This window comes from Nocardia ninae NBRC 108245 (genome assembly GCF_007990755.1).
Taxonomy (GTDB): domain Bacteria; phylum Actinomycetota; class Actinomycetes; order Mycobacteriales; family Mycobacteriaceae; genus Nocardia; species Nocardia ninae.
Genome location: NZ_BJXA01000002.1, coordinates 17,542 through 35,326, shown reverse-complemented (window position 1 = coordinate 35,326; position 17,785 = coordinate 17,542). Strand labels below are relative to the sequence as shown.

20 protein-coding genes and 1 pseudogene are annotated in these 17,785 nt (G+C 66.1%); 12 read left to right on the top strand and 9 right to left on the bottom strand.

Annotation, left to right across the window (positions count from 1 at the left end):
* Positions 1-293: 293 nt before the first annotated feature.
* A complete protein-coding gene (locus NN4_RS02250) occupies positions 294-1,352 on the top strand; it encodes a cutinase family protein (protein ID WP_186818217.1) in 1,059 nt (352 codons plus the stop codon).
* 31 nt (positions 1,353-1,383) lie between these two features.
* On the opposite strand, the gene NN4_RS02245 is transcribed toward NN4_RS02250, so the two are convergent.
* The gene (locus NN4_RS02245; RefSeq protein WP_147128256.1) at positions 1,384-2,580 is read right to left on the bottom strand and encodes an ROK family protein; all 1,197 of its coding nucleotides are present in this window, start codon (positions 2,578-2,580) and stop codon (positions 1,384-1,386) included.
* Positions 2,581-2,614: 34 nt separating this feature from the next.
* Positions 2,615-3,790, bottom strand: coding sequence for a xylose isomerase (gene xylA / locus NN4_RS02240; RefSeq protein ID WP_147128255.1), 1,176 nt, complete (start codon positions 3,788-3,790; stop codon positions 2,615-2,617).
* Between the two features lie 177 nt (positions 3,791-3,967).
* On the opposite strand from xylA, the gene NN4_RS02235 reads away from it, so the two are divergent.
* From NN4_RS02235 to NN4_RS02225, 3 genes are all read left to right on the top strand, one after another.
* On the top strand, positions 3,968-4,780 hold the full coding sequence (locus NN4_RS02235) for an Imm49 family immunity protein (RefSeq protein WP_147128254.1): 813 nt from the start codon (positions 3,968-3,970) through the stop codon (positions 4,778-4,780).
* Positions 4,777-5,202, top strand: coding sequence for a hypothetical protein (locus NN4_RS02230; protein ID WP_147128253.1), 426 nt, complete (start codon positions 4,777-4,779; stop codon positions 5,200-5,202). Before NN4_RS02235 ends, NN4_RS02230 begins: the two co-directional genes overlap by 4 nt.
* Before the next feature lie 139 nt (positions 5,203-5,341).
* Complete coding sequence (locus NN4_RS02225; RefSeq protein WP_147128252.1) at positions 5,342-5,668, top strand: DUF3618 domain-containing protein; 327 nt, start codon at positions 5,342-5,344, stop codon at positions 5,666-5,668.
* Between the two features lie 100 nt (positions 5,669-5,768).
* Here the strand turns inward: NN4_RS02225 and NN4_RS02220 are convergent, their stop codons facing one another.
* Together NN4_RS02220 and NN4_RS02215 are read right to left on the bottom strand one after the other, a co-directional pair.
* Positions 5,769-6,227 (bottom strand): ATP-binding protein, encoded by a 459-nt coding sequence (locus tag NN4_RS02220; RefSeq protein WP_147128251.1) that lies wholly within the window; start codon positions 6,225-6,227, stop codon positions 5,769-5,771.
* Positions 6,228-6,375: 148 nt separating this feature from the next.
* Complete coding sequence (locus NN4_RS02215) at positions 6,376-6,558, bottom strand: helix-turn-helix domain-containing protein (protein WP_246180667.1); 183 nt, start codon at positions 6,556-6,558, stop codon at positions 6,376-6,378.
* Between the two features lie 17 nt (positions 6,559-6,575).
* Between NN4_RS02215 and NN4_RS02210 the strand changes: the two are divergent.
* Positions 6,576-6,767 (top strand): annotated as a pseudogene (locus NN4_RS02210) (sigma factor-like helix-turn-helix DNA-binding protein); the annotation flags it as partial.
* Here the strand turns inward: NN4_RS02210 and NN4_RS02205 are convergent.
* The gene (locus NN4_RS02205) at positions 6,745-7,692 is read right to left on the bottom strand and encodes a D-alanyl-D-alanine carboxypeptidase family protein (protein ID WP_186818216.1); all 948 of its coding nucleotides are present in this window, start codon (positions 7,690-7,692) and stop codon (positions 6,745-6,747) included. The pseudogene NN4_RS02210 and the gene NN4_RS02205 overlap by 23 nt on opposite strands.
* A 312-nt stretch (positions 7,693-8,004) precedes the next feature.
* Here NN4_RS02205 and NN4_RS02200 point away from each other — a divergent pair, with 312 nt between their 5' ends.
* The 7 genes from NN4_RS02200 (at position 8,005) to NN4_RS02175 (ending at position 13,607) form a co-directional block, all read left to right on the top strand.
* Positions 8,005-8,652, top strand: a complete 648-nt coding sequence (locus NN4_RS02200; protein ID WP_186818214.1) for an MspA family porin — start codon at positions 8,005-8,007, stop codon at positions 8,650-8,652.
* Positions 8,653-9,224: 572 nt separating this feature from the next.
* Entirely contained in the window at positions 9,225-9,782 is a 558-nt protein-coding gene (locus NN4_RS02195; protein WP_147128248.1) for a hypothetical protein, read from the top strand.
* A gap of 53 nt (positions 9,783-9,835) precedes the next feature.
* Complete coding sequence (locus NN4_RS02190) at positions 9,836-10,312, top strand: hypothetical protein (protein WP_147128247.1); 477 nt, start codon at positions 9,836-9,838, stop codon at positions 10,310-10,312.
* Positions 10,276-10,806, top strand: a complete 531-nt coding sequence (locus NN4_RS02185) for a hypothetical protein (protein WP_147128246.1) — start codon at positions 10,276-10,278, stop codon at positions 10,804-10,806. The genes NN4_RS02190 and NN4_RS02185 overlap by 37 nt, the downstream gene beginning before the upstream one ends.
* Before the next feature lie 83 nt (positions 10,807-10,889).
* Positions 10,890-11,054 (top strand): hypothetical protein, encoded by a 165-nt coding sequence (locus tag NN4_RS44725; RefSeq protein ID WP_186818213.1) that lies wholly within the window; start codon positions 10,890-10,892, stop codon positions 11,052-11,054.
* A 2-nt stretch (positions 11,055-11,056) separates the two neighbouring features.
* Positions 11,057-11,653 carry a hypothetical protein gene (locus NN4_RS02180; RefSeq protein ID WP_147128245.1) on the top strand — a complete coding sequence of 199 codons (597 nt, stop codon included), beginning with the start codon at positions 11,057-11,059 and terminating at the stop codon, positions 11,651-11,653.
* A gap of 445 nt (positions 11,654-12,098) precedes the next feature.
* A complete protein-coding gene (locus tag NN4_RS02175) occupies positions 12,099-13,607 on the top strand; it encodes a flavin-containing monooxygenase (protein ID WP_246180666.1) in 1,509 nt (502 codons plus the stop codon).
* A 101-nt stretch (positions 13,608-13,708) separates the two neighbouring features.
* Here NN4_RS02175 and NN4_RS02170 read toward each other — a convergent pair whose 3' ends face one another.
* From NN4_RS02170 to NN4_RS02155, 4 genes are read right to left on the bottom strand one after another with little or no spacing between them, the layout of a single operon-like run.
* On the bottom strand, positions 13,709-14,728 hold the full coding sequence (locus NN4_RS02170; protein WP_147128243.1) for an ABC transporter substrate-binding protein: 1,020 nt from the start codon (positions 14,726-14,728) through the stop codon (positions 13,709-13,711).
* A gap of 15 nt (positions 14,729-14,743) precedes the next feature.
* Positions 14,744-15,565, bottom strand: a complete 822-nt coding sequence (locus NN4_RS02165) for an ABC transporter ATP-binding protein (RefSeq protein ID WP_222594944.1) — start codon at positions 15,563-15,565, stop codon at positions 14,744-14,746.
* A 10-nt stretch (positions 15,566-15,575) separates the two neighbouring features.
* Positions 15,576-16,613: a FecCD family ABC transporter permease gene (locus NN4_RS02160; protein WP_147128242.1), complete on the bottom strand. Its 1,038-nt coding sequence runs from the start codon at positions 16,611-16,613 to the stop codon at positions 15,576-15,578.
* Positions 16,610-17,626, bottom strand: coding sequence for a FecCD family ABC transporter permease (locus NN4_RS02155; RefSeq protein ID WP_147128241.1), 1,017 nt, complete (start codon positions 17,624-17,626; stop codon positions 16,610-16,612). Before NN4_RS02155 ends, NN4_RS02160 begins: the two co-directional genes overlap by 4 nt.
* Positions 17,627-17,785: the final 159 nt, after the last annotated feature.

The following is a 17,785-nucleotide window of genomic DNA, read 5'->3' as shown; positions in this document are numbered from 1 at the left end:
TGCTCCGGATGCGGCGATCGACAGGCCGCAGAACCGTGACAGGTCGCTGACGCTGTTCGCTAGGAAGGGATCTCATGAGAGTCCCGGTGGAACGGTGTGCGACCGGAGCGAAGCGGCTCCGTCGTTGGACGGTTTCCGTCACAATGCTCACATCATTGGTCGTGGTAGGTCCGGGTGTGGCGTCGGCGGACGACAATTGCCTATCCACAGTCGTGATCGGTGCTGCGGGAACCAATCAGGGGCCGGCACACGCGCCGCCGCCTGGTGTCGACAGGAGCTCGCTGGTAGCCCGGTTGGGGGCGGAGGTCGCTTCCGCTGTCGCGCCGATTGCCGACAAACTCGGCCCGCTGGTGGTGACTCCGATCAACTATCCCGCGACGGGCCTCCAGGCGTTCGGTGCGGTCAATGCGAAACTGACCTACGACATCTCGGCCTACCGGATAAGCAAGGACATCGGCTATTCGCGCGCGTACGAGGAGCTGAAAAAGCAAGCGGCGGAATGCCGTTCGGCCAAGTTCGTCCTGGTTGGCTATTCGCAAGGCGGTCACATCATGGGTGATCTCGCGCAGTCGGTGTTCCACGGCAACGGGCCGGTCGATCGCGCCCGCGTCGCGGCGGTCGTTCTCATCGCTGAACCCGCGTACAACGGACCGTCGCCGCGAACAACGGAAGCGATCTACAGCGACGGCAAACTTACCCAGGATCAAGACCATTGGCGGATCGGGGGCGGTCTCGGGCAGCGCGCAGCCTTCCATGCCGACGATCCGGTGGTGTCGATCTGCGTGTACGGCGACCCGGTGTGTGACGGCAAAGACCTCGTCGGGCAGGACGGCAAGCTGAAGCCGAAAGACAACCAGGAGATGCACCGGCGCTATCTCGGGCATGCTTTCGCAGGATCCAAGGACTTCGCAACCTGGGCCGGCGTCCAGGCCACCAGGATCATCCACCCGGTGCCGCCGGCCAATCGTCCTGGCCCGGCTCCTGCGGAGCTCCCCGGCAGGCCGGGTCCGGCACCCGCCCCAGCTCCCGCAGAGCTTCCGGGCAAACCGGCTCCGGCACCGGCACCGGCTCCAGCGCCCCCGCCTCGTGAGCCCGTAACGATCGCCCAATCCGACGCCAAGACCGTTACCGTGACCGTCGTCGACGCGGCAGGGGCCGGTTCTCGGGCAGTGCGCTGCTGGAACGCGACCGACGCGACCCACAGCTGGAAGTCCAACTACCTCGGCGAAACCCGAGTCGATATTCCACGCAACGGAACTTTCACCGTCACGTGCCCGACCCCACCTAAACCGGGGACCTTCTCGCTGGAGTTCTTCAATTGGAGATGGTCGCCGGCGATCCAGTGGCGGTGAGTGGCACCTTGTGGGCTTATGGATGCGGAGGCTATCGCCGCTCATCTTCCACGGCTAGGCGGCTCGGCGGCAGCAAGAGGTTCGGTTCGAGGCAGCAGCGGCGGGTGATGAGGGCGGCTGCGCCGCGGGTGACGGCGGCGCTGCCGAATGCGGAGCTGGTGAGCTGGGTGGGGCGACGGGCGGCGGCGAGTACGCCGGTGTCGAGTTCGGTGCGAACGCCGGGTGCGAGGTGGTCGAATAATGCCGCGTAGCTGCCGCCGAGGACTACGGTCGCGACGTCGCAGATGTTGATCAGCGAGGCGAGGGCGGCGCCGAGGGCCTCGCCCGCGCCCTCGACGGCGGCGAGGGCGCGGGTGTCGCCCTGGTCCAGGGCGCGTAGGAGCGCGGCGAGGTCGCGCTTGCCTGCGGTCCGGAGAATGGCGTGGAGTCCGGCGTATTGCTCCACGCATCCGTGGTTGCCACAGGGGCAGGGGCGGCCACGGCGTTCGATGGCTACATGGCCCAGTTCTCCGGCGAAGCCGCTTCGGCCGCGAAACATGGCTCCGCCGACGACTATTCCGGCGCCGATGCCGACATCACCGGAGACGTAGACGAAGTCGTCGCCGGACAGCCGGTGTGGCCACACGTGGGCGAGGGCGGCGAGATTGGCTTCGTTGTCCACCGCCACGTTCGTCGCCGGTCGCCCGAGATCAGCCGCGAGCTGATCGCCTGGTCGAATTCCGTTGAGGCCGGGCACGTTCGGGGTATGCACGACGGTTCCGTCCTGGACGATGCCGGGTACGGCGAGCCCGATTCCGAGTGGGTCCCGGCCGCAGGCGGCGATCGCGGTGCGAATGAGGTCGGCGAGCCGGGTCATGATGTCAGCTGCGGCAGCGCCGCGGTTGTCCGCCTCGATTCGCTGTTCGAATTCGGTCGAGCCGTCCAGTCGCTGCGCAGTGACGGCGAGGTGCCGTACGTTGATTTCCGCGCCGATCGCCACGGGTCCTGCGGCAGCGAAGTGCAGTGGGCGGGACGGTCGGCCACGTCCGGTGTTCACCACGGCGCCTTCGGCGAGAATCTGTTGCCGCAGTAGAGGTTCCACGAGGCTGGCGACGGTAGCTTTGGTGAGGCCGGTGCGTTGGGCGAGCTCGGCCCGCGACGCCGGGCCGTCCAACATGGCCAGCAGCACCGCCTGGAAGTTCCCCGCCCGCACCTGTCGCAGGTGCGCGGGGCTGGACAGCCGCGTCATCGCTCGACGAACTGGCGCCACTGTCCCGCAGCGCTCACCGCGCGCCGATGAGATGTTCGAGCGCCAGCTGATTCAGCCGGACGAAACCGTATCCGCGCTCCCCCGCGCGGTCGGCGTCGAACTTCGCCTCATCGGCCAGCAGATCGGTGTAGGTCTCCCCCGCCGACAGCGTCGGAGTGCGCAGCTCATCGACGCCTGCGGTCGCCAAGGCTTCGCGCACATCGGGATCCGCGCGGAAGGCACGGGCACGCTCGCGCAACAGCAGATAGGTCCGCATGTTCGCAGCGGCCGAATCCCACACTCCTGCAAAGTCTTCGGTTCGTGACGGCTTGTAGTCGAAATGCCTCGGCCCGTCGTAGGCGGGCGCGCCATCCGGTCCGCCGTTCTCCAGCAGATCGACCAATGCGAAGGCGTTCATCAGATCGCCGTGCCCGAAAACCAGATCCTGGTCGTATTTGATGCCGCGCTGGCCGTTGAGGTCGATGTGGAACAGCTTGCCGTGCCAGAGCGCTTGCGCGACGCCGTGCGCGAAGTTCAATCCGGCCATCTGTTCATGCCCCACTTCGGGATTGACCCCGACCAACTCCGGGTGCGCGAGCGTGGTGATGAACGCCAGCGCATGCCCGACGGTCGGCAACAGGATGTCGCCGCGTGGCTCGTTGGGCTTGGGCTCGATCGCGAACCGGAGGTCGTAGCCGCGGTCCCGCACGAATCCGGTGAGCACATCGACACTTTCGCGGTAACGGTCCAATGCCGCGCGGACGTCCTTGGCACTGTCGTACTCCGCGCCTTCGCGCCCGCCCCACAGCACATAGGTCCGCGCGCCCAGCTCAGCCGCCAACTCCACATTCCGCAGCACCTTGCGCATCGCGAACCGGCGCACTTGCCGATCGTTGCTGGTGAACCCGCCGTCTTTGAACACCGGATGGGTGAACAGATTGGTGGTCACCATCGGCACCACGAGCCCGGTCTCGGCCAGCGCGGTCCGCAGTCGCTCGATGCGGCGATCTCGTTCGGTGGCGGACGCGCCGAACGGGATCAGATCGTCGTCGTGGAAGCTGAGACCGTAGGCGCCCAGCTCAGCGAGTCGATGCACCGCGTCGACCGCGTCCAGTTCCGGTCGGGTGGCGTCTCCGAATGGATCCCTCCCCTGCCACCCCACTGTCCACAATCCGAAGGAGAACTTGTCGGCAGGAGTTGGCGCAACCATATCGATCCTAGAGTTAATTCAGATATTGAACTAAGTACGTTCGAGCGTACCCGTCACCTTGCCCGCAGAAGCAGGAATCGACGTCATTTGTCTGTGCGACAGACCATTTGGGGTCGGCACCGTGAGCTGCGTCGATTGCCGGATCGGTGGCGCATCCCCACCCACTATGTTGGTCGCATGAGTGCCGCCCCCTCACCACACACCGACAGTGCCACCCTGACCGCGTTGTACGACGAGCTGGATCGTGCTGCGGGAGCGATGGATCGGGTCGGCGCGGCGGGTCTGCCGAGCCTGATCGAGGCATTGTGGAACTACCTCGAAGCGATGGCGGCCGAGGACCCGGCAATGACGCACCGGCATGCCCGGCCCGCCGTGCTGACCTTGTCGAACGCGACCAGCTCGTATTTCGGCGCGCGGCTACGGCACACCTCGGATACGGCGCGGTGTGACCTACCGCTGCTACGCATGTCGGTGACGACGGGCCGTGACGAAGAGCTCGGCACACCATCGGTGCACGAGTGGATCGAAGCGTTCGAACTGGTCCTGATCTGCCGCAACGGTCCGCGTGACTTCTATCTGCGCAGCCAGTTCCACACTATGTACCACCCGAACCTGTGGACGCCGGCCGATGCCGCGGAGCTGCGCGTGCCCTACGCCTACGCCGCGGCCCTGTCGGCGCTGCTGCAGCGGGCCCGTTGGCCACGCAACAAGGACGTCAAAGCCGCTGTCGCCCAATTACTCCCGCCCGCGCTGGAGCGGCTCGCCGAGGCACCGGCAGATTCGGCATGGCTCCCGCGTATCCGGATCATCGAGCGACTCGCGGCCAAGAAGGACATCAGCCAGGAGCTCGCCGACGCGGTGCGCAACCCGCCGCGGTCTCGTATCGCCTGGCCGCTGCTGGCACTCGCCGCGCTGGCACATGATCTGAAGCTCCCGGCAGCCATCGAATCCGACTATCTACCAAGCCGATTCGTCGACTGGAAGTCATGACCGATCCGGTCGCGCTCCCGAGCAAGCGCGGGCACTACCGGCTGCAGCGCCAGAAGGGCGGGATCGGCTACTTCGGGCAGGTAACCGTAGCGGTGGGCGCAGCAACGAAACCCGCTCGAGGCCAAGCTGTTTGGGCCGTCGATCCCGCCGATACCAGCTCGATCCAACCGCGGTTCGACCCGGAGCTCGTCGACGCGGCGCTGCGCGGGGCCGAGGACGGGCTCGGTCTGCTCTCCCGAATCGGCGTCGACGTGTCGAACCTGGTTGTCCACGTCACCCATGTCCAGCTCAACCTCACCGATATCGAGGAGACCGCGGTCCGGACCGCCGCCGCGCTCGCCGTCGCAGGCAGTCACGCACCGTCGGGTCGATTCTCGGCCGCGTACGACGGCGGTTGGCGGCCCGTGGTGAACCCTCTCTGACCACACAGCGGCCACCGCACCGGGCGGCATCGCGCCGTGCCAGCCGAGACCCCGCGAGTCGTCGGGTTTGGGAATCGCGCAGCGGGCCATTTCGGTCTTGTACGAGCCGCTTCCCGGCGATCGAGAACGGACAACAGCGATGAACGATAAGAGAAACCCGTCCGCCGAGTCACCCGAGACGGAACTGCTGCGGGCCGACCGCGATCTGACCCGCGAGGAATTGGGCCAGACCATCGCGGAACTGACCGACAAGCTCGATGTTCGAGGAAGGGTCGAGGGCAGACTGCGGGAAACCGCCGAAACCGCCCGCGCGAAAGCGACCGGGGTGACCGGCGTCGCCCAAGAAAGGGCAGTCCAGCTCGCGGCCGTGGCAAACAGCAGGCGAGTGCCACTCGCCGCCGCGATCGCGGTAGTTATCGCGGCCCTGGTCGCCTGGCTGATCCTGCGCGACCGCCGAAGCAGATGAGGGTGCTCGGGTAGACCGAGCGCGGCGCAGGCAAAGTTCGGGTTGTGCGCCGACGGTGGCTCCGTAGTGCCCAGGTGACTGAGCGAAGCCGAGACGACCTCTAGCTGCCTGACCCCGGGTCCGTCGGATCGGGCGATGGCGCCGGGGCCACAGGCGGAAGCCGGGGGCGATCGAGCGGCAGCTCAGCCCACACCGTCTTGAATCGCTGATGGTGCACGACTCCCCAGGCGATGGCCAGGCGGTCGAGCAGAATCATCCCGCGCCCACCGGTCAGATCCGGTTCGCGCACATAAGGATCCCCCCGTCCGCCGTCGTCGACCTCGATCCGCAGCCGACCCGCAGACAACGTGAGGCGGCAGCGCCAGGGCGGACGAGCGTGCTCGCGGGCGTTGGCGACCATCTCATCGGTGACCAGGACCGCGTCCTCGACGACAACACTGGTATCAGGTGCGAGCAGCGTCCGTACCGCATCCCGAATCCGCCGGTCCGGCGTGACGTCGAGATCGAACTCCACGCCCTGCTCGTCACCGCCCGGGATCGGCCGCGCGGGCGTTCTCATTCCGGCTTCCTCCGCTCGCCGTAGGCCAAAGATAACGTCCGGCTACCCATGAAACCACCCAGGAAACCTGGCTCCGGCCCGGATTCGGCGGCCCAACCGCTGCGGCAACGTCGATTTTCTACGGCAAGACGACACTGCTGACCGATTGTCAGGTGTGCAGGGTTCGGCTCGGGTGCTCGCCGTAGATGCGCTTGTAGGCGACGGCGAAGCGCCCCGGATGCGTGAATCCCCAGTTGTACGCGACAGCGGTCACGGTGATGCTGTCACCGGGACCGGCCGCGCGGAGTTGCTGACGGACCGCGTCCAGGCGCAGCCGCCGCAGGTGCGCCAACGGCGTGGTGTCGAGGCGAGCGGCTCGTGCTGCATCTACGGTTCTTCGGCGACCAGACCCAAGCACAGATCGCCGAACGTCTAGGCATCTCGCAGATGCAGGTCTCCCGCATCATCAGCAGAACGCTGACTCAGCTCAGAGCACGTGCGCTGCCGCGAGAAGATCGACGCTGGTGCCGCTGCACCGTTAACCAATCGGCAGCGCGCTGAGAATCGGGCCGTAGAACCAGTCCAGCATGCGCTCGGCGTCGTCCTTCGCGGCGACGGCGCCGTGGGTCGAGCTGTGCAGCACCACACCGATCAACGGTATTCCGGCCCGGACAGTCTGGAACAGCAGGCACGTTCCCGCAGCGTCGGTGTATCCGGTTTTGATGCCGACAGCGCCGGGATAGTCGCCCAGCAGCAGGTTCGTGGTGTGCCAGTGGTGCTCGCGGTTGCCAGGGCCGGCGGGCAGGCGATAACTGTGCGTCCCGACGATCTCCCGGAACACCGGTTGGCTCATCGCGCGCAGGCCCAGCGTCACCAAGTCGGCCGGCGTGGAGGAATTGGAGTCGTCGTTCGGGACGGGAAGTCCACTGGGGTCGGTGAAATGCGTTCCCGCCAGGCCCATTTGACGCGCGGTGTCGTTCATCTTGGCGATGAAACCATCCTGGCCGGGTCCGAATGCCTCAGCCAGCGCGTAGGTGGCGTCGCAGCCCGACGGCAGCATCATCGCGTAGAGCAGCTGACGTGCCGTGAGCACCTCACCGGGAGCAAGGCCTGCGGTGCTTCCGTCGTGCCTGACGCAGTAGGCGATGCTTTCGTGCGGCACGGTGATTGCTCGTTCGAGGTCACCGGCGTTGACCACCACCAGTGCCGTCATCACTTTGGTGATGCTGGCTATCGGGACGACCGTATTCGGCTGCCGCGACCACAGCACCGTCCCGGCGATCCCCTCCGCCAGCGCCGCCGCCGACGCCTGCACACCATCCGGCTCCGCACTCGTCCACGGCAGCTGCGGCCAGGACACCTGGCCCTGCGGCAGCTGCGGCCAGAACACCTCGCTCTGCGCGGGGGTAGCCGCGACGCTCTGCCCGACTGCCACGAGCAGCACTCCGGCGACCACGCTCTGCAACAATCGGGCAAATGTCCGCATGGTCGACATTCTGCCGCCCCACCTTGTCAATCAGCGGGATTTCATCGAGGAGTCGACCCGCGATTCTGCATCCGAGATCGCGGTCGGTAACGGTTCGAACACGCACACGTCGGTTCCCGGTCCACCGGCGACCATCGTTCCCGTGGTATTCCACGGAGCCAGAGCCCTTTTCATGTCAATCAGCCGTCGCATCCGATCCAAGCCCGAACCGGCCGCCGAGAGTGGCAGTGCTCACATTTCGCGCCACTGGAAATGACCGCCATGCAAGATAGCTAGCAATTTGCTATCTAGGGGTGAGAAGGGGTGGGACTGATGGGGAGAACTGTGCGAACCGTGGCATGTGTCGCGGCGAGCAGTACCGTGCTGCTGGCCGGGATGTGGGCTGCGGGTGTTGCCGGAGCGGATCCGGTGGCCGACAAGCATCGGGAAACCGTCACCGATGACGGGTGGACGCTCGCGGTCACCAAGACGGAAGAGAACCTGGATCGGTACCCGAATCTGGCCTCGACCATGTTCACCCGCGAGGGCTTTGTCAGCCTCAAGGCGATCGCTGAGATCACGGGGGCGGGAACTGCGCCGGTTTCGGCAGGCTCGTTGGCGTTGGGGTATCAGATCGGCTGCCAAGTCGATGTGTCCACGGGACTGACCCTGGGCATGGGCTTCTCGGTCGGCCCGAACGCCTCACTCAACATCAGCTGGCCCCCCAGTGTCAGCCTCGGTGCGAGCGCGTCGGTGTCACCGAACATCTCCACCACCCTCAAACCCGGCTCCATCGCCACCATCGACTTCGGCACCAAACCCCTGGCGGGCCCGCGCGCGTCGATCACCGCCGAACAAGTCCAAGTCAAAATCGACGCCTGCATGGGTCCGGTGAGTCTGCGCTCCTACGCCACCGCGCGGATATCCACCCCGGCCGCGGACAACACCGTCACCGTCTACGGCGATCCGGTGTACCTGTGAGTGGCGCAAAGGCCTCGCCTGCCAATCGCATTCGGGAGCGCGGGCGTTCGATATGCCAGGCGATCATGAACCGCCGGGGACGCTGGAGAACATGGCGGCGCACCGGTGCCACCCTCGCCACGACAGGGTCGCTGCTGATGATTTCCGCCGTGCTCACCACCATCGGTCCCGCCGCCCCACCCGCGTCCGCAGGGCCGTACATTCCGTGTGAGCAGGGGCAGCAGATGCATCCGGGCTGGCCATGTGTCGATGTTCCCGAACCCTCCCAGCCACCCGCGCCATCGCAACCGCCACTGCCGACCTGGGCACCGAGCCAGCCCGGCACCGGTGGCGGGTCTCGCGCGGGTGCACTTACACCCCCGCCGGTCGGTCCCGGCAACGGCACACCGATCGTCCCGATACCCGGGCAGCAGGTACCGCAACCACGGCCAGCATCACCACCACCGACAGCCGCTCCCGAATCTGCGGCGATTCCGTTGCCGACCACCAGTGTGGGACGGCGACCGGATTCCGGCCCCAGCGCTGCCCAGCCGGTGTCCGACGGTGCGTGTCTGTGGAATCCGATCTCGTGCATGCTCGACCTCCCTCCGCTCCATACGCAGAAGTACGATCTGACCCCGACCCAGTCGCAAGCGCTTTACAGTGCCGCCACGGCCTTCGAGGCTGGTGCTGCGGGCGTGGCGTGCGCGGCCATTCCCGTTGTGGGGCCTTATATTTCGTTTGTCTGCGGCGCTGTCATGGCTGGGGTGATGCGGTTGATGGCGCCTGAGGCCGACGACTACTACACGATCACGGTGAAATACGGCATCCTCGGGCCGGAGGTCAGTGTCCAGCTCAACCACGTCATCAAGGGCACCGCAATCCCGGCGCCCGGTGAACTCAGGCCATCCACGACACCCACTGGCCAAAACGGTAATGGTGGCGACAACGGCAACGGCAACGGTCGTGGTGATGGAAACGGCGGCGGAAGTGCTGCGCCCACCGCGCCGCCCTACACGCCCCAACCAGCGCCGCCCGTGCCTCCCACCGCGACACCAGCGCCAACCGCCATTCCCGTCGACCCGCCACGGACCCAGCCGAGTCCGCCGCAGCGGCCGGACAGGCCGTGCACCGGAGCGTGCTTGGCATGACGCGACGAGCACAGCATCTATCACGCCATTCCCGGTCCAACGGAGGTCAGCTGGTGAGAACAGGACAGCGAGCGTGCACCGTGGCCATGGTCACCGCCGCCGCTTTGATCGGGCTGACCGGATGCGGCACACCGTCGGAGCCGGGTTCGGGCACGAGCTCGTCCACCACGACCTCAGCCGTCACCGCCGACGACCTGCAACTTCGGGTCAAGTCCATGCGGGTAGCGATTTACAAAGGGCGCTACCGCGACGCCTACGACATGCGATCCGACGCTTGCCGCAAGGTGATCGGCTACGACGAATACGCTCGAGCTATCGCCACCGAATTCGCAGACAAACCCCATCCGGGACCAGATAGCCTGCGAGTTCTCGTCATCACCGCCGAGGACCCCAGCCGCGGTGTCCACCGCGCACAAGCTCAACTTTACGAAGCAGGCCACGAGCAAGACCCAGCCAACGAGACACCACGCTGGTGGACCGTCGAGGAGGGCCAATGGAAGTTCGACAACTGCACCCCTCCCGCGCGGTAATCGGCGCGACCACGGTCGCCGCACCGATCTACATCTTGCTCACCGCGCTGTGCGGCGGCGCGGCGATCTATGTCCTCATCGCCACCCTCGGCCCGCCGTATGCGGTCGCCGGGGCAATCGGCGGCGGGCTCGGTGTCGGAGGCGGCGCCTATCTCAACGACCAACGACGCACCAGCGAGTTCGGATCGCTGGACAACAGAATCGGATTCGAGCACATCGTGCGCGGACAGCGCCCTACAGGCGTCAACCTCCAGTGGCTGCATTCCATGATCGAGCGCGAACTGCGGCGGACAAGCATCACGATCGTCGGATCCGGCGTCTGCGGCGCCGCGGCGGCGGTGGCAGCGGTGGCGCTCGGTCTCTACTCGGGTGCCCTGATTCTGCGAGTCGTCGGAGCGGTCATGCTCATCACCATCGCGGCGGTCCTGGTAGCAGTAAATTTTCGCCGTCGCCGACAACTCCAATTACTGAATTCGGCCATGTCGCAACGCTGATCAACGGTTTGCTGCGCACATGCCGCTTCGCCACAGCCGATTCCATGATCGATCGCACGACCTCATCGTCCTCGGGAGTCGCAATGACCGATACGACCCATCCCGCACCGGTGGCACCCGCAGTGCCCGAACAATTTGCGGGCCTCGTTCAAGGCAACCTCGATGACACACTGCCAGGGCGCAGCTTCGGGGTCTCGGGGATGACCGCCCTACGGCCGGGCACCGGCCCCACCATCCGGGTGCAGTAGACATGCCCGGACCGAAGACGCCGTTCACCACTGCCGTGGTGTGCGGTCTTGTCCTCACCGGATGCGTTGGCGGTCAATCGAATTCGATAACCACTTCCGCATCTACCACACCCGGCCAGCCGTTGAACGAATCGCACGCCCAAACCACAATCCAGCGATACCTCACCGTGACCTTGAATGCGTTACCGCCGGGGGTCAGCCTGTCGGCTCCGCTCACTGAAGCGAACGGGCAGAAGGTCGAGTTCGACCTGGCGAACCTGCCGGCGGTCCCTTGTGACGGGAACCCCGACAGCACCACTGGTCCGAAGAAGGCACAGGTCTTCTACTTCATCACCGGCATCCCCAAAGGCAAAGCGGCAGAATACTTCAACTCGGTCGTACGGATCTGGAGCGAGCGACTGTGGCAGGTGTGGCCGGTCAAACCGGACGAGCAATCCAACGCCGTGACCAACGATGGGTATCTGCTCGCAGTCGCCCGCGCCGAAGCCGGCAATGGCAGCGGTCGGGACGGGCTCTCTCTCGCTGGAACCTCGCCCTGTTTCCCGAACCCAGCGACCGGAACCGCAACTCCCCTGCCCACCGTCATCGAACACCGATAGGCCAACTGCGATCGGTGTGATCGGCGAGCGGGACGCGGAGACTGCGGCGGACAAGTGCCCCACTGCTGTAGCGGCGCTCGACCGACCTTATGCGGGACGCGCCCGACGAGCGCGCGGCGGCGGAATCATGGGCTCGGCCGGGGATCTCGATGGTAATAGCGGCGCCAGCGTCTCAATAACCATGGGATGAGTGGTGGCCCATTCCTATTAAACGTGTCAATTCATGCACGACCCACCCGTGCGAGGTGGACAAAATTCCGAACGGAAGTGTGGTAAGAAACTATCGACAGCGGAGGTGGCGCGCAGATTACCGACAATAGCCTCCGTGACACGTCTCGATAATCCGCCGGTGGGGGAACGTCTCCGCCCGCCGAAACCTTCATTGTTTCCCGGTGCTGTGGATGCGCGTCCCTTGCGTATCCCTGATGAAAGGCGTGGTGCTGCGGTGCATTACACGGCGATTGTGGTGGGGGCAGGGTTCGGTGGGATCGGGATGGGGGTTGCGCTCAAACGTGCTGGTATCGACGATTTCCTGATCCTGGAGAAGGAGAACGAGGCCGGCGGCGTGTGGCGCGACAATGTCTACCCGGGCTGCAATTGCGATGTCCCGTCTCATTTATATTCGTTCTCCTTCGCTCCCTACCGCGATCGGCGCATTCGCTATCCGGGACAGGAACAGATTCTGAATTACCTGAGCAGGGTCGCCGCCGATGAGGGTTTGCTACCGCATCTTCGGTTCGGTTGTCCGGTGAGCAAGGCCACCTATCTGGAAGATCAGGGCTACTGGGAGGTAATCACCGCGGCGGGGCTGCGCATAGTGGCTGATGTGGTGATCTTCGCGGTCGGGCAACTTCATCGCCCACATCTGCCGGAGTTTCCCGGCGGAGCCGAATTCACCGGCCCGGCGTTCCACACCGCGCGGTGGGATCACCGACATGATCTACGCGGTCTCGATGTCGCGGTGATCGGCACGGGATCGAGTGCGGCCCAGATTCTGCCTACCCTGGCCGCGACGGCTGCCCATGTGCGTGTCTTCCAACGAACCGCCCATTGGGTACTACCGAAACCGTCGAAGGATTTCGGACGTCTCGCCCGGGCGGTCTTGGCACTGCCGGGCGGGCACCACTTGTACCGGCGCGCACTGCATTACGGTGCCGATACCGTGCTCGCTCCGGTGATGTGGCGCGGCTGGTCGGCGCGACCGGTCGAATGGCTTGCGCGCTGGTATCTGCGGCACGCGATCTCGGACCCGGCCCTGCGCGCGGCCCTGACACCGGACTATCGGATCGGCGGCAAACGCATCGTCCTCGACAGCGAGTACTACCCGACGCTGGCATATCCGAATGTCGAGCTCGTCACCGCACCGATCGCCAAGATGACGAAGGAAGGACTCGAAACCACCGACGGTGCGCAACACAAGGCCGACGCTGTCGTTTATGCCACCGGCTTCAAGGCTCCGGAATTTCTGGTGCCGATGCGGGTGCGCGGCCGTCGCGGGGTCGAGCTGGCAGAACAGTGGACCGACGGCGCGAGCGCTTTCCTGGGTATCGCGATCCCGGGGTTCCCGAATCTGTTTCTGCTCGCCGGCCCGAACAGTTTCAACAGCGCTGGCAGCAATCCTGCGATGAAAGAGCTCCAGATGCAGTACATAGTGAACTGCCTGCGCTGGCGTGATCGGATCGACGCCGCCGCAATCGAGGTCACCGAGGCGGCAATGGAGAACTACCAGCAATGGTTGGAACTGGCGATCGCCACGACGGTATGGCCGCCCGCGTCCAGCTGGTATCGGCATCGCAGCGGGCGCGTCACAAACCCGTGGCCGGCGTCTGCCCGCACCTATCGGCGCATGCTGGAGAGCTATGGCCCGGACTCGTGTTTCCGTGTTGCGAACAAGCGGCGGGACATCGACATGACCGAAGCCGCGGTGTCCTCGCCGCCGCGCGCTGCTTGTTGAACCACGCCGGTCAACCGATAGCCGACCCACGAGCGAGAAGAGCCGAAACCCTTTCTCTCCAAAGGGTTTCGGCCTACCTCGAATGCGCCCGTCTGCGACGCTCAGCCCAGGAAATTGCCGAGATCGTCGAGCACCCGCATCGCCCCGATCGGACCGAGCCCGAGGAACCACACCTCGTCATCGACCGCGATGGCGTGCCCGCCCTTGACCGCGCTCATGTTCCGCCAAATCGGGCCCTCGGTCACGGCTTTCTGATCGGGCGAGACCGCCGAGCCGTAACTCGAGTAGAAGATCCAGTCGCCGGCGGACTGGTCGATGTTCTCCTTCGAGATCTCCACCGCCAGCTCGTCGACGTTCTGATTCGCCGGCCTCGGCAGACCGACATCGGCGAGGATGACGCCGATGAAGGACTTCTTGCCGTAGAGCCGGATGTTGCCGCTCATGAAGCGAACGAGCGAAATCGTCGGCGCGCCAGTCAGTTTCGCCTTCACCTGATTGGCTTTGGTCTGATAGTCGTTGAGCAGCTTGGTGGCCTGTTCCTCCGCGCCGAGTGCGGCGCCGACCAGCAGGAAGTTCTCTTTCCACGGGAAGCCGGGCCGGATGGAGAATACGGTCGGCGCGATGGCCGACAGCTGGGGATACAGGTCGTTGACGCGTAACTTGCTGCCCAAGATCAGATCTGGCTTCAATGATGCGATCTTCTCGAGGTCGAGCGTGTTGGTCGGGCCGACCGTCGCGATGTTCTGCACGCGGTCGGCCAGATACGACGGCACCCCTTGTTGTCCGGCGGTGGTGGCCATGCCGACCGGTGTCACGCCGAGCGCGAGGACGTCGTCCAGCTCGCCGGAGTCGAGAACGATTACCCGCTCGGGCTTTTTCTCGATGCGGGTCTGTCCCATGGCTTGCGTCACCGTGCGCGGAAACACGCCGGGCCCGACGTCCGCTTTGAGTTTGGCGGTCTCGGTATCAGCAGTGGCGAACAGTGTCCCACCGGTGGCGACATTCTTGTCACCGTGACCGGTATCGCCCGCGCTGGCGGGGGTGGTGGCGGGATCGGTGCCGCATGCGGCGAGCAGCGCGGCGGCGGCAACGGCGACCACCGCCTTTGTCCATCGGACCATTGTGTGATTCCTTTCCTAGGACCGGGTGGCGGGCACGGCGGCCCTGCCGGAGCGATGTCGTCCGATGGGAACGACCATCGGGGTGCCGGACACGGGGTCCGGGATGATCTGTGACGGAATGCCGAAGACGTCCTCGACCAATTCCGCGGTGAGGATGTCGGAGGGCGCGCCCTCACAGGCGATCTCGCCGGCTTTCATGGCGATGAGGTGATCGCCGTAGCGGGCGGCCAGGTTGAGGTCGTGCATCACGATCACCACGGTGGTGCCGTCGTTGGTGTTGAGATCCGCGAGCAGGTCCAGCACCTCCACCTGATGGGAGATATCGAGGAAGGTGGTCGGCTCGTCCAGCAGCATGATCGGGGTGCGCTGGGCCAGCGCCATGGCGATCCACACGCGCTGGCGCTGACCGCCGGACAATTCGTCGACCGACCGCGACGCCAGTTCGACGGTGTCGGTGACTTGCAGGGCGCGCGCGACCGCCGCGTCGTCCTCGGGTGTCCAGCGGCGGAACATGCCCTGGTGTGGATAGCGACCGCGGCCGACCAGATCCGCGACGGTGATCCCCTCGGGCGCCACCGGGGATTGAGGCAGCAGTCCCAACTCCCGCGCGACATCCTTGCTGCGCAGCGAGGAGATCGGCGCGCCGCCCAAGTAGACCGCGCCGTGGGTGGGCGCGAGCAGCCGTGCCAGGCCGCGCAGCAAGGTCGATTTCCCGCACGCGTTGGTGCCGACGATCATCGTCACCAGGCCCTCGGGGATGCGCACGGTGAGGTCGTTGACGATCGTCACCGGTCCGTAGCCGAGCCGCAGGTTCTCGGTGTGCAGAGTTGGTGTCACGGCATCCCTTTCAGACTCGCCCAGCCCGGTTGGCCGCGGCGAGCAGCCACAGCAGATACGGCGCGCCGACCGCGCCGGTGACCACCCCGACCGGCAGCGGGTTGCCGAGCAGATGCTGTGCGACGAAATCGGCGAGCAGCGTGACCAGCGCGCCGGTGAGCGCGGCCGGCACCAATGCCGTGCGACCGCCGCCGGTCAGCCGGGTGGCGATCGGGTTCGCCACGAAGGCGACGAACGCGATGGGACCGGCGACCGCGGTCGCGAAAGCCACACTGGCGGTGGCGATCAGCAGCAACAGCAGCCGCGTTCGCTCGACCCGCAGGCCCAGGCCGGCCGCGACGTCGTCACCGAGCTGCAGTCCGTTGAGCGCGGGGGCGAGCAGCGCGGCCGCCGGCACCAGCACAACGAGAGCGATCGCCAGCGGCGTGACCGCGTGCCAGCTCCGGCCATTGAGATTGCCGATCATCCAGACCAGCGCCTGCTGGGCGAGCGCGACATCGGCCCACGTCATGAGGTACGACACGATGCTGGTCAGCACCGCGCCGACACCGACGCCGATCAGCACGAGACGAAAACCGTTCACTCCGCCGCGATGGGCGAGGCCATAGATCACCGCGCCCGTGACGACCGCCCCGACAAAAGCGGCCAGCGACAAGGCCGCGCCGGACAGGCCGAAGACGACGAGACCGGCGACGGCCGCCGCGCTCGCACCCTGGGAAATCCCGATCACATCCGGACTGGCCAGCGGGTTTCGTAACAAGCGCTGGAACAGCGTGCCGCCGATACCGAAAGCGATACCGACCAGCGTGGCCGCGACCGCTCGCGGCAGCCGCAGCTGCCTGACCACGAATGCGTCCTGCCCGCCGCCACCACCGAGCAGAATGCCCGGAATATCGCTCAGCGGAACCGAATACGAGCCGACGGTGAGTGACAACGCGAAAACCACCACCAGCGCCAGGAACAGTGCGAGCGCTACCAGCCGTGCGCGAGTGGTGCCGCTGCGTCGAGCATGGGCGACGGCAGCCAGCGAGGCCGTATCGATGCTCACGCCTTCACCAGCTTCCGGCGTCGCACCAACATGACGAGCAACGGCCCGCCCAGGACGGCGGTCACGACACCCACCTGTACCTCGGCGGGTCGAGCAATGACGCGGCCGACCACGTCCGCGACCAGCAGCAGAATCGAGGCGATCACCGCGGAATACGGCAGCAACCAACGGTGATCGGGACCGGTGATCAACCTGGCCGCGTGCGGGACCATCAGGCCGACGAAGGCGATGGGTCCGGCGATGGCCGTCGCCGCGCCGCACAGCACGACCACCGCAGATGCGGCCACACCGCGAGCGACCGGCACATTCTGACCCAGCGCGCGGGCCACGTCCGTGCCGAGCGCCAGCGCGTTCAACATTCGCGCCGACATCGCCGCGAGCAGGACGCCGACCGCGAGAAACGGCGCCGCCTGTCCAACGGTCGGCAGGTCGCGCTCGGCGAGGGACCCCACCTGCCAGAAACGGTATTGATCGAAGGTGGTGGTGTCGGTGAGCAGCAACCCGCTGGTCACCGACTGCAACGCGGCGGTGACCGCGGCTCCGGCGAGCGCGAGTTTCATCGGCGTGGCGCCGTCGCGGCCGAGCGAGCTGACGAGATACACGACCGCGCCCGCGACCGCGGCGCCTGCGAAGCCGAACCACACGTAGCCGGTCACCGAGGTCACGCCGAGCACACTGATCCCGAGCACGACGAACAAGGCGGCGCCTGCGTTCACACCCAGGAGCCCGGGATCGGCGAGCGGGTTTCGCGTCGCTCCCTGGATGATCGATCCGGCCAGTCCCAGCGCGATGCCGACCAGCACGCCGATCGCCGTGCGCGGCAGCCGCAGATCGCGTACGACGGCGTGATCGACATCGACCGGGTTGTAGTGGAGTAAGGCGTCCAGCACGGTCGTGAAGGTCAACGCGCGCGAGCCGACGCTGATGCTCAGCACCACCGCGAACGCGAGTACTGCCAGTAGCAGCACCAGCCCCATTGCGAGCGGGAGCGTCCTGGTGCGGGCGCGGTCCATTTGTGTCGGTCACCTTCGATTTCGATCAATACGGTTTGCCTACCCTAATTGACCGGTGGGCACTCTGAGCCACCGGCTGGCAACATCCGTTGGTCCATCGCGGCGCGGCGATCGCCCCCCCTCGGCCCGACCATGTCGAACCCGGGGCCCTGGCCACGT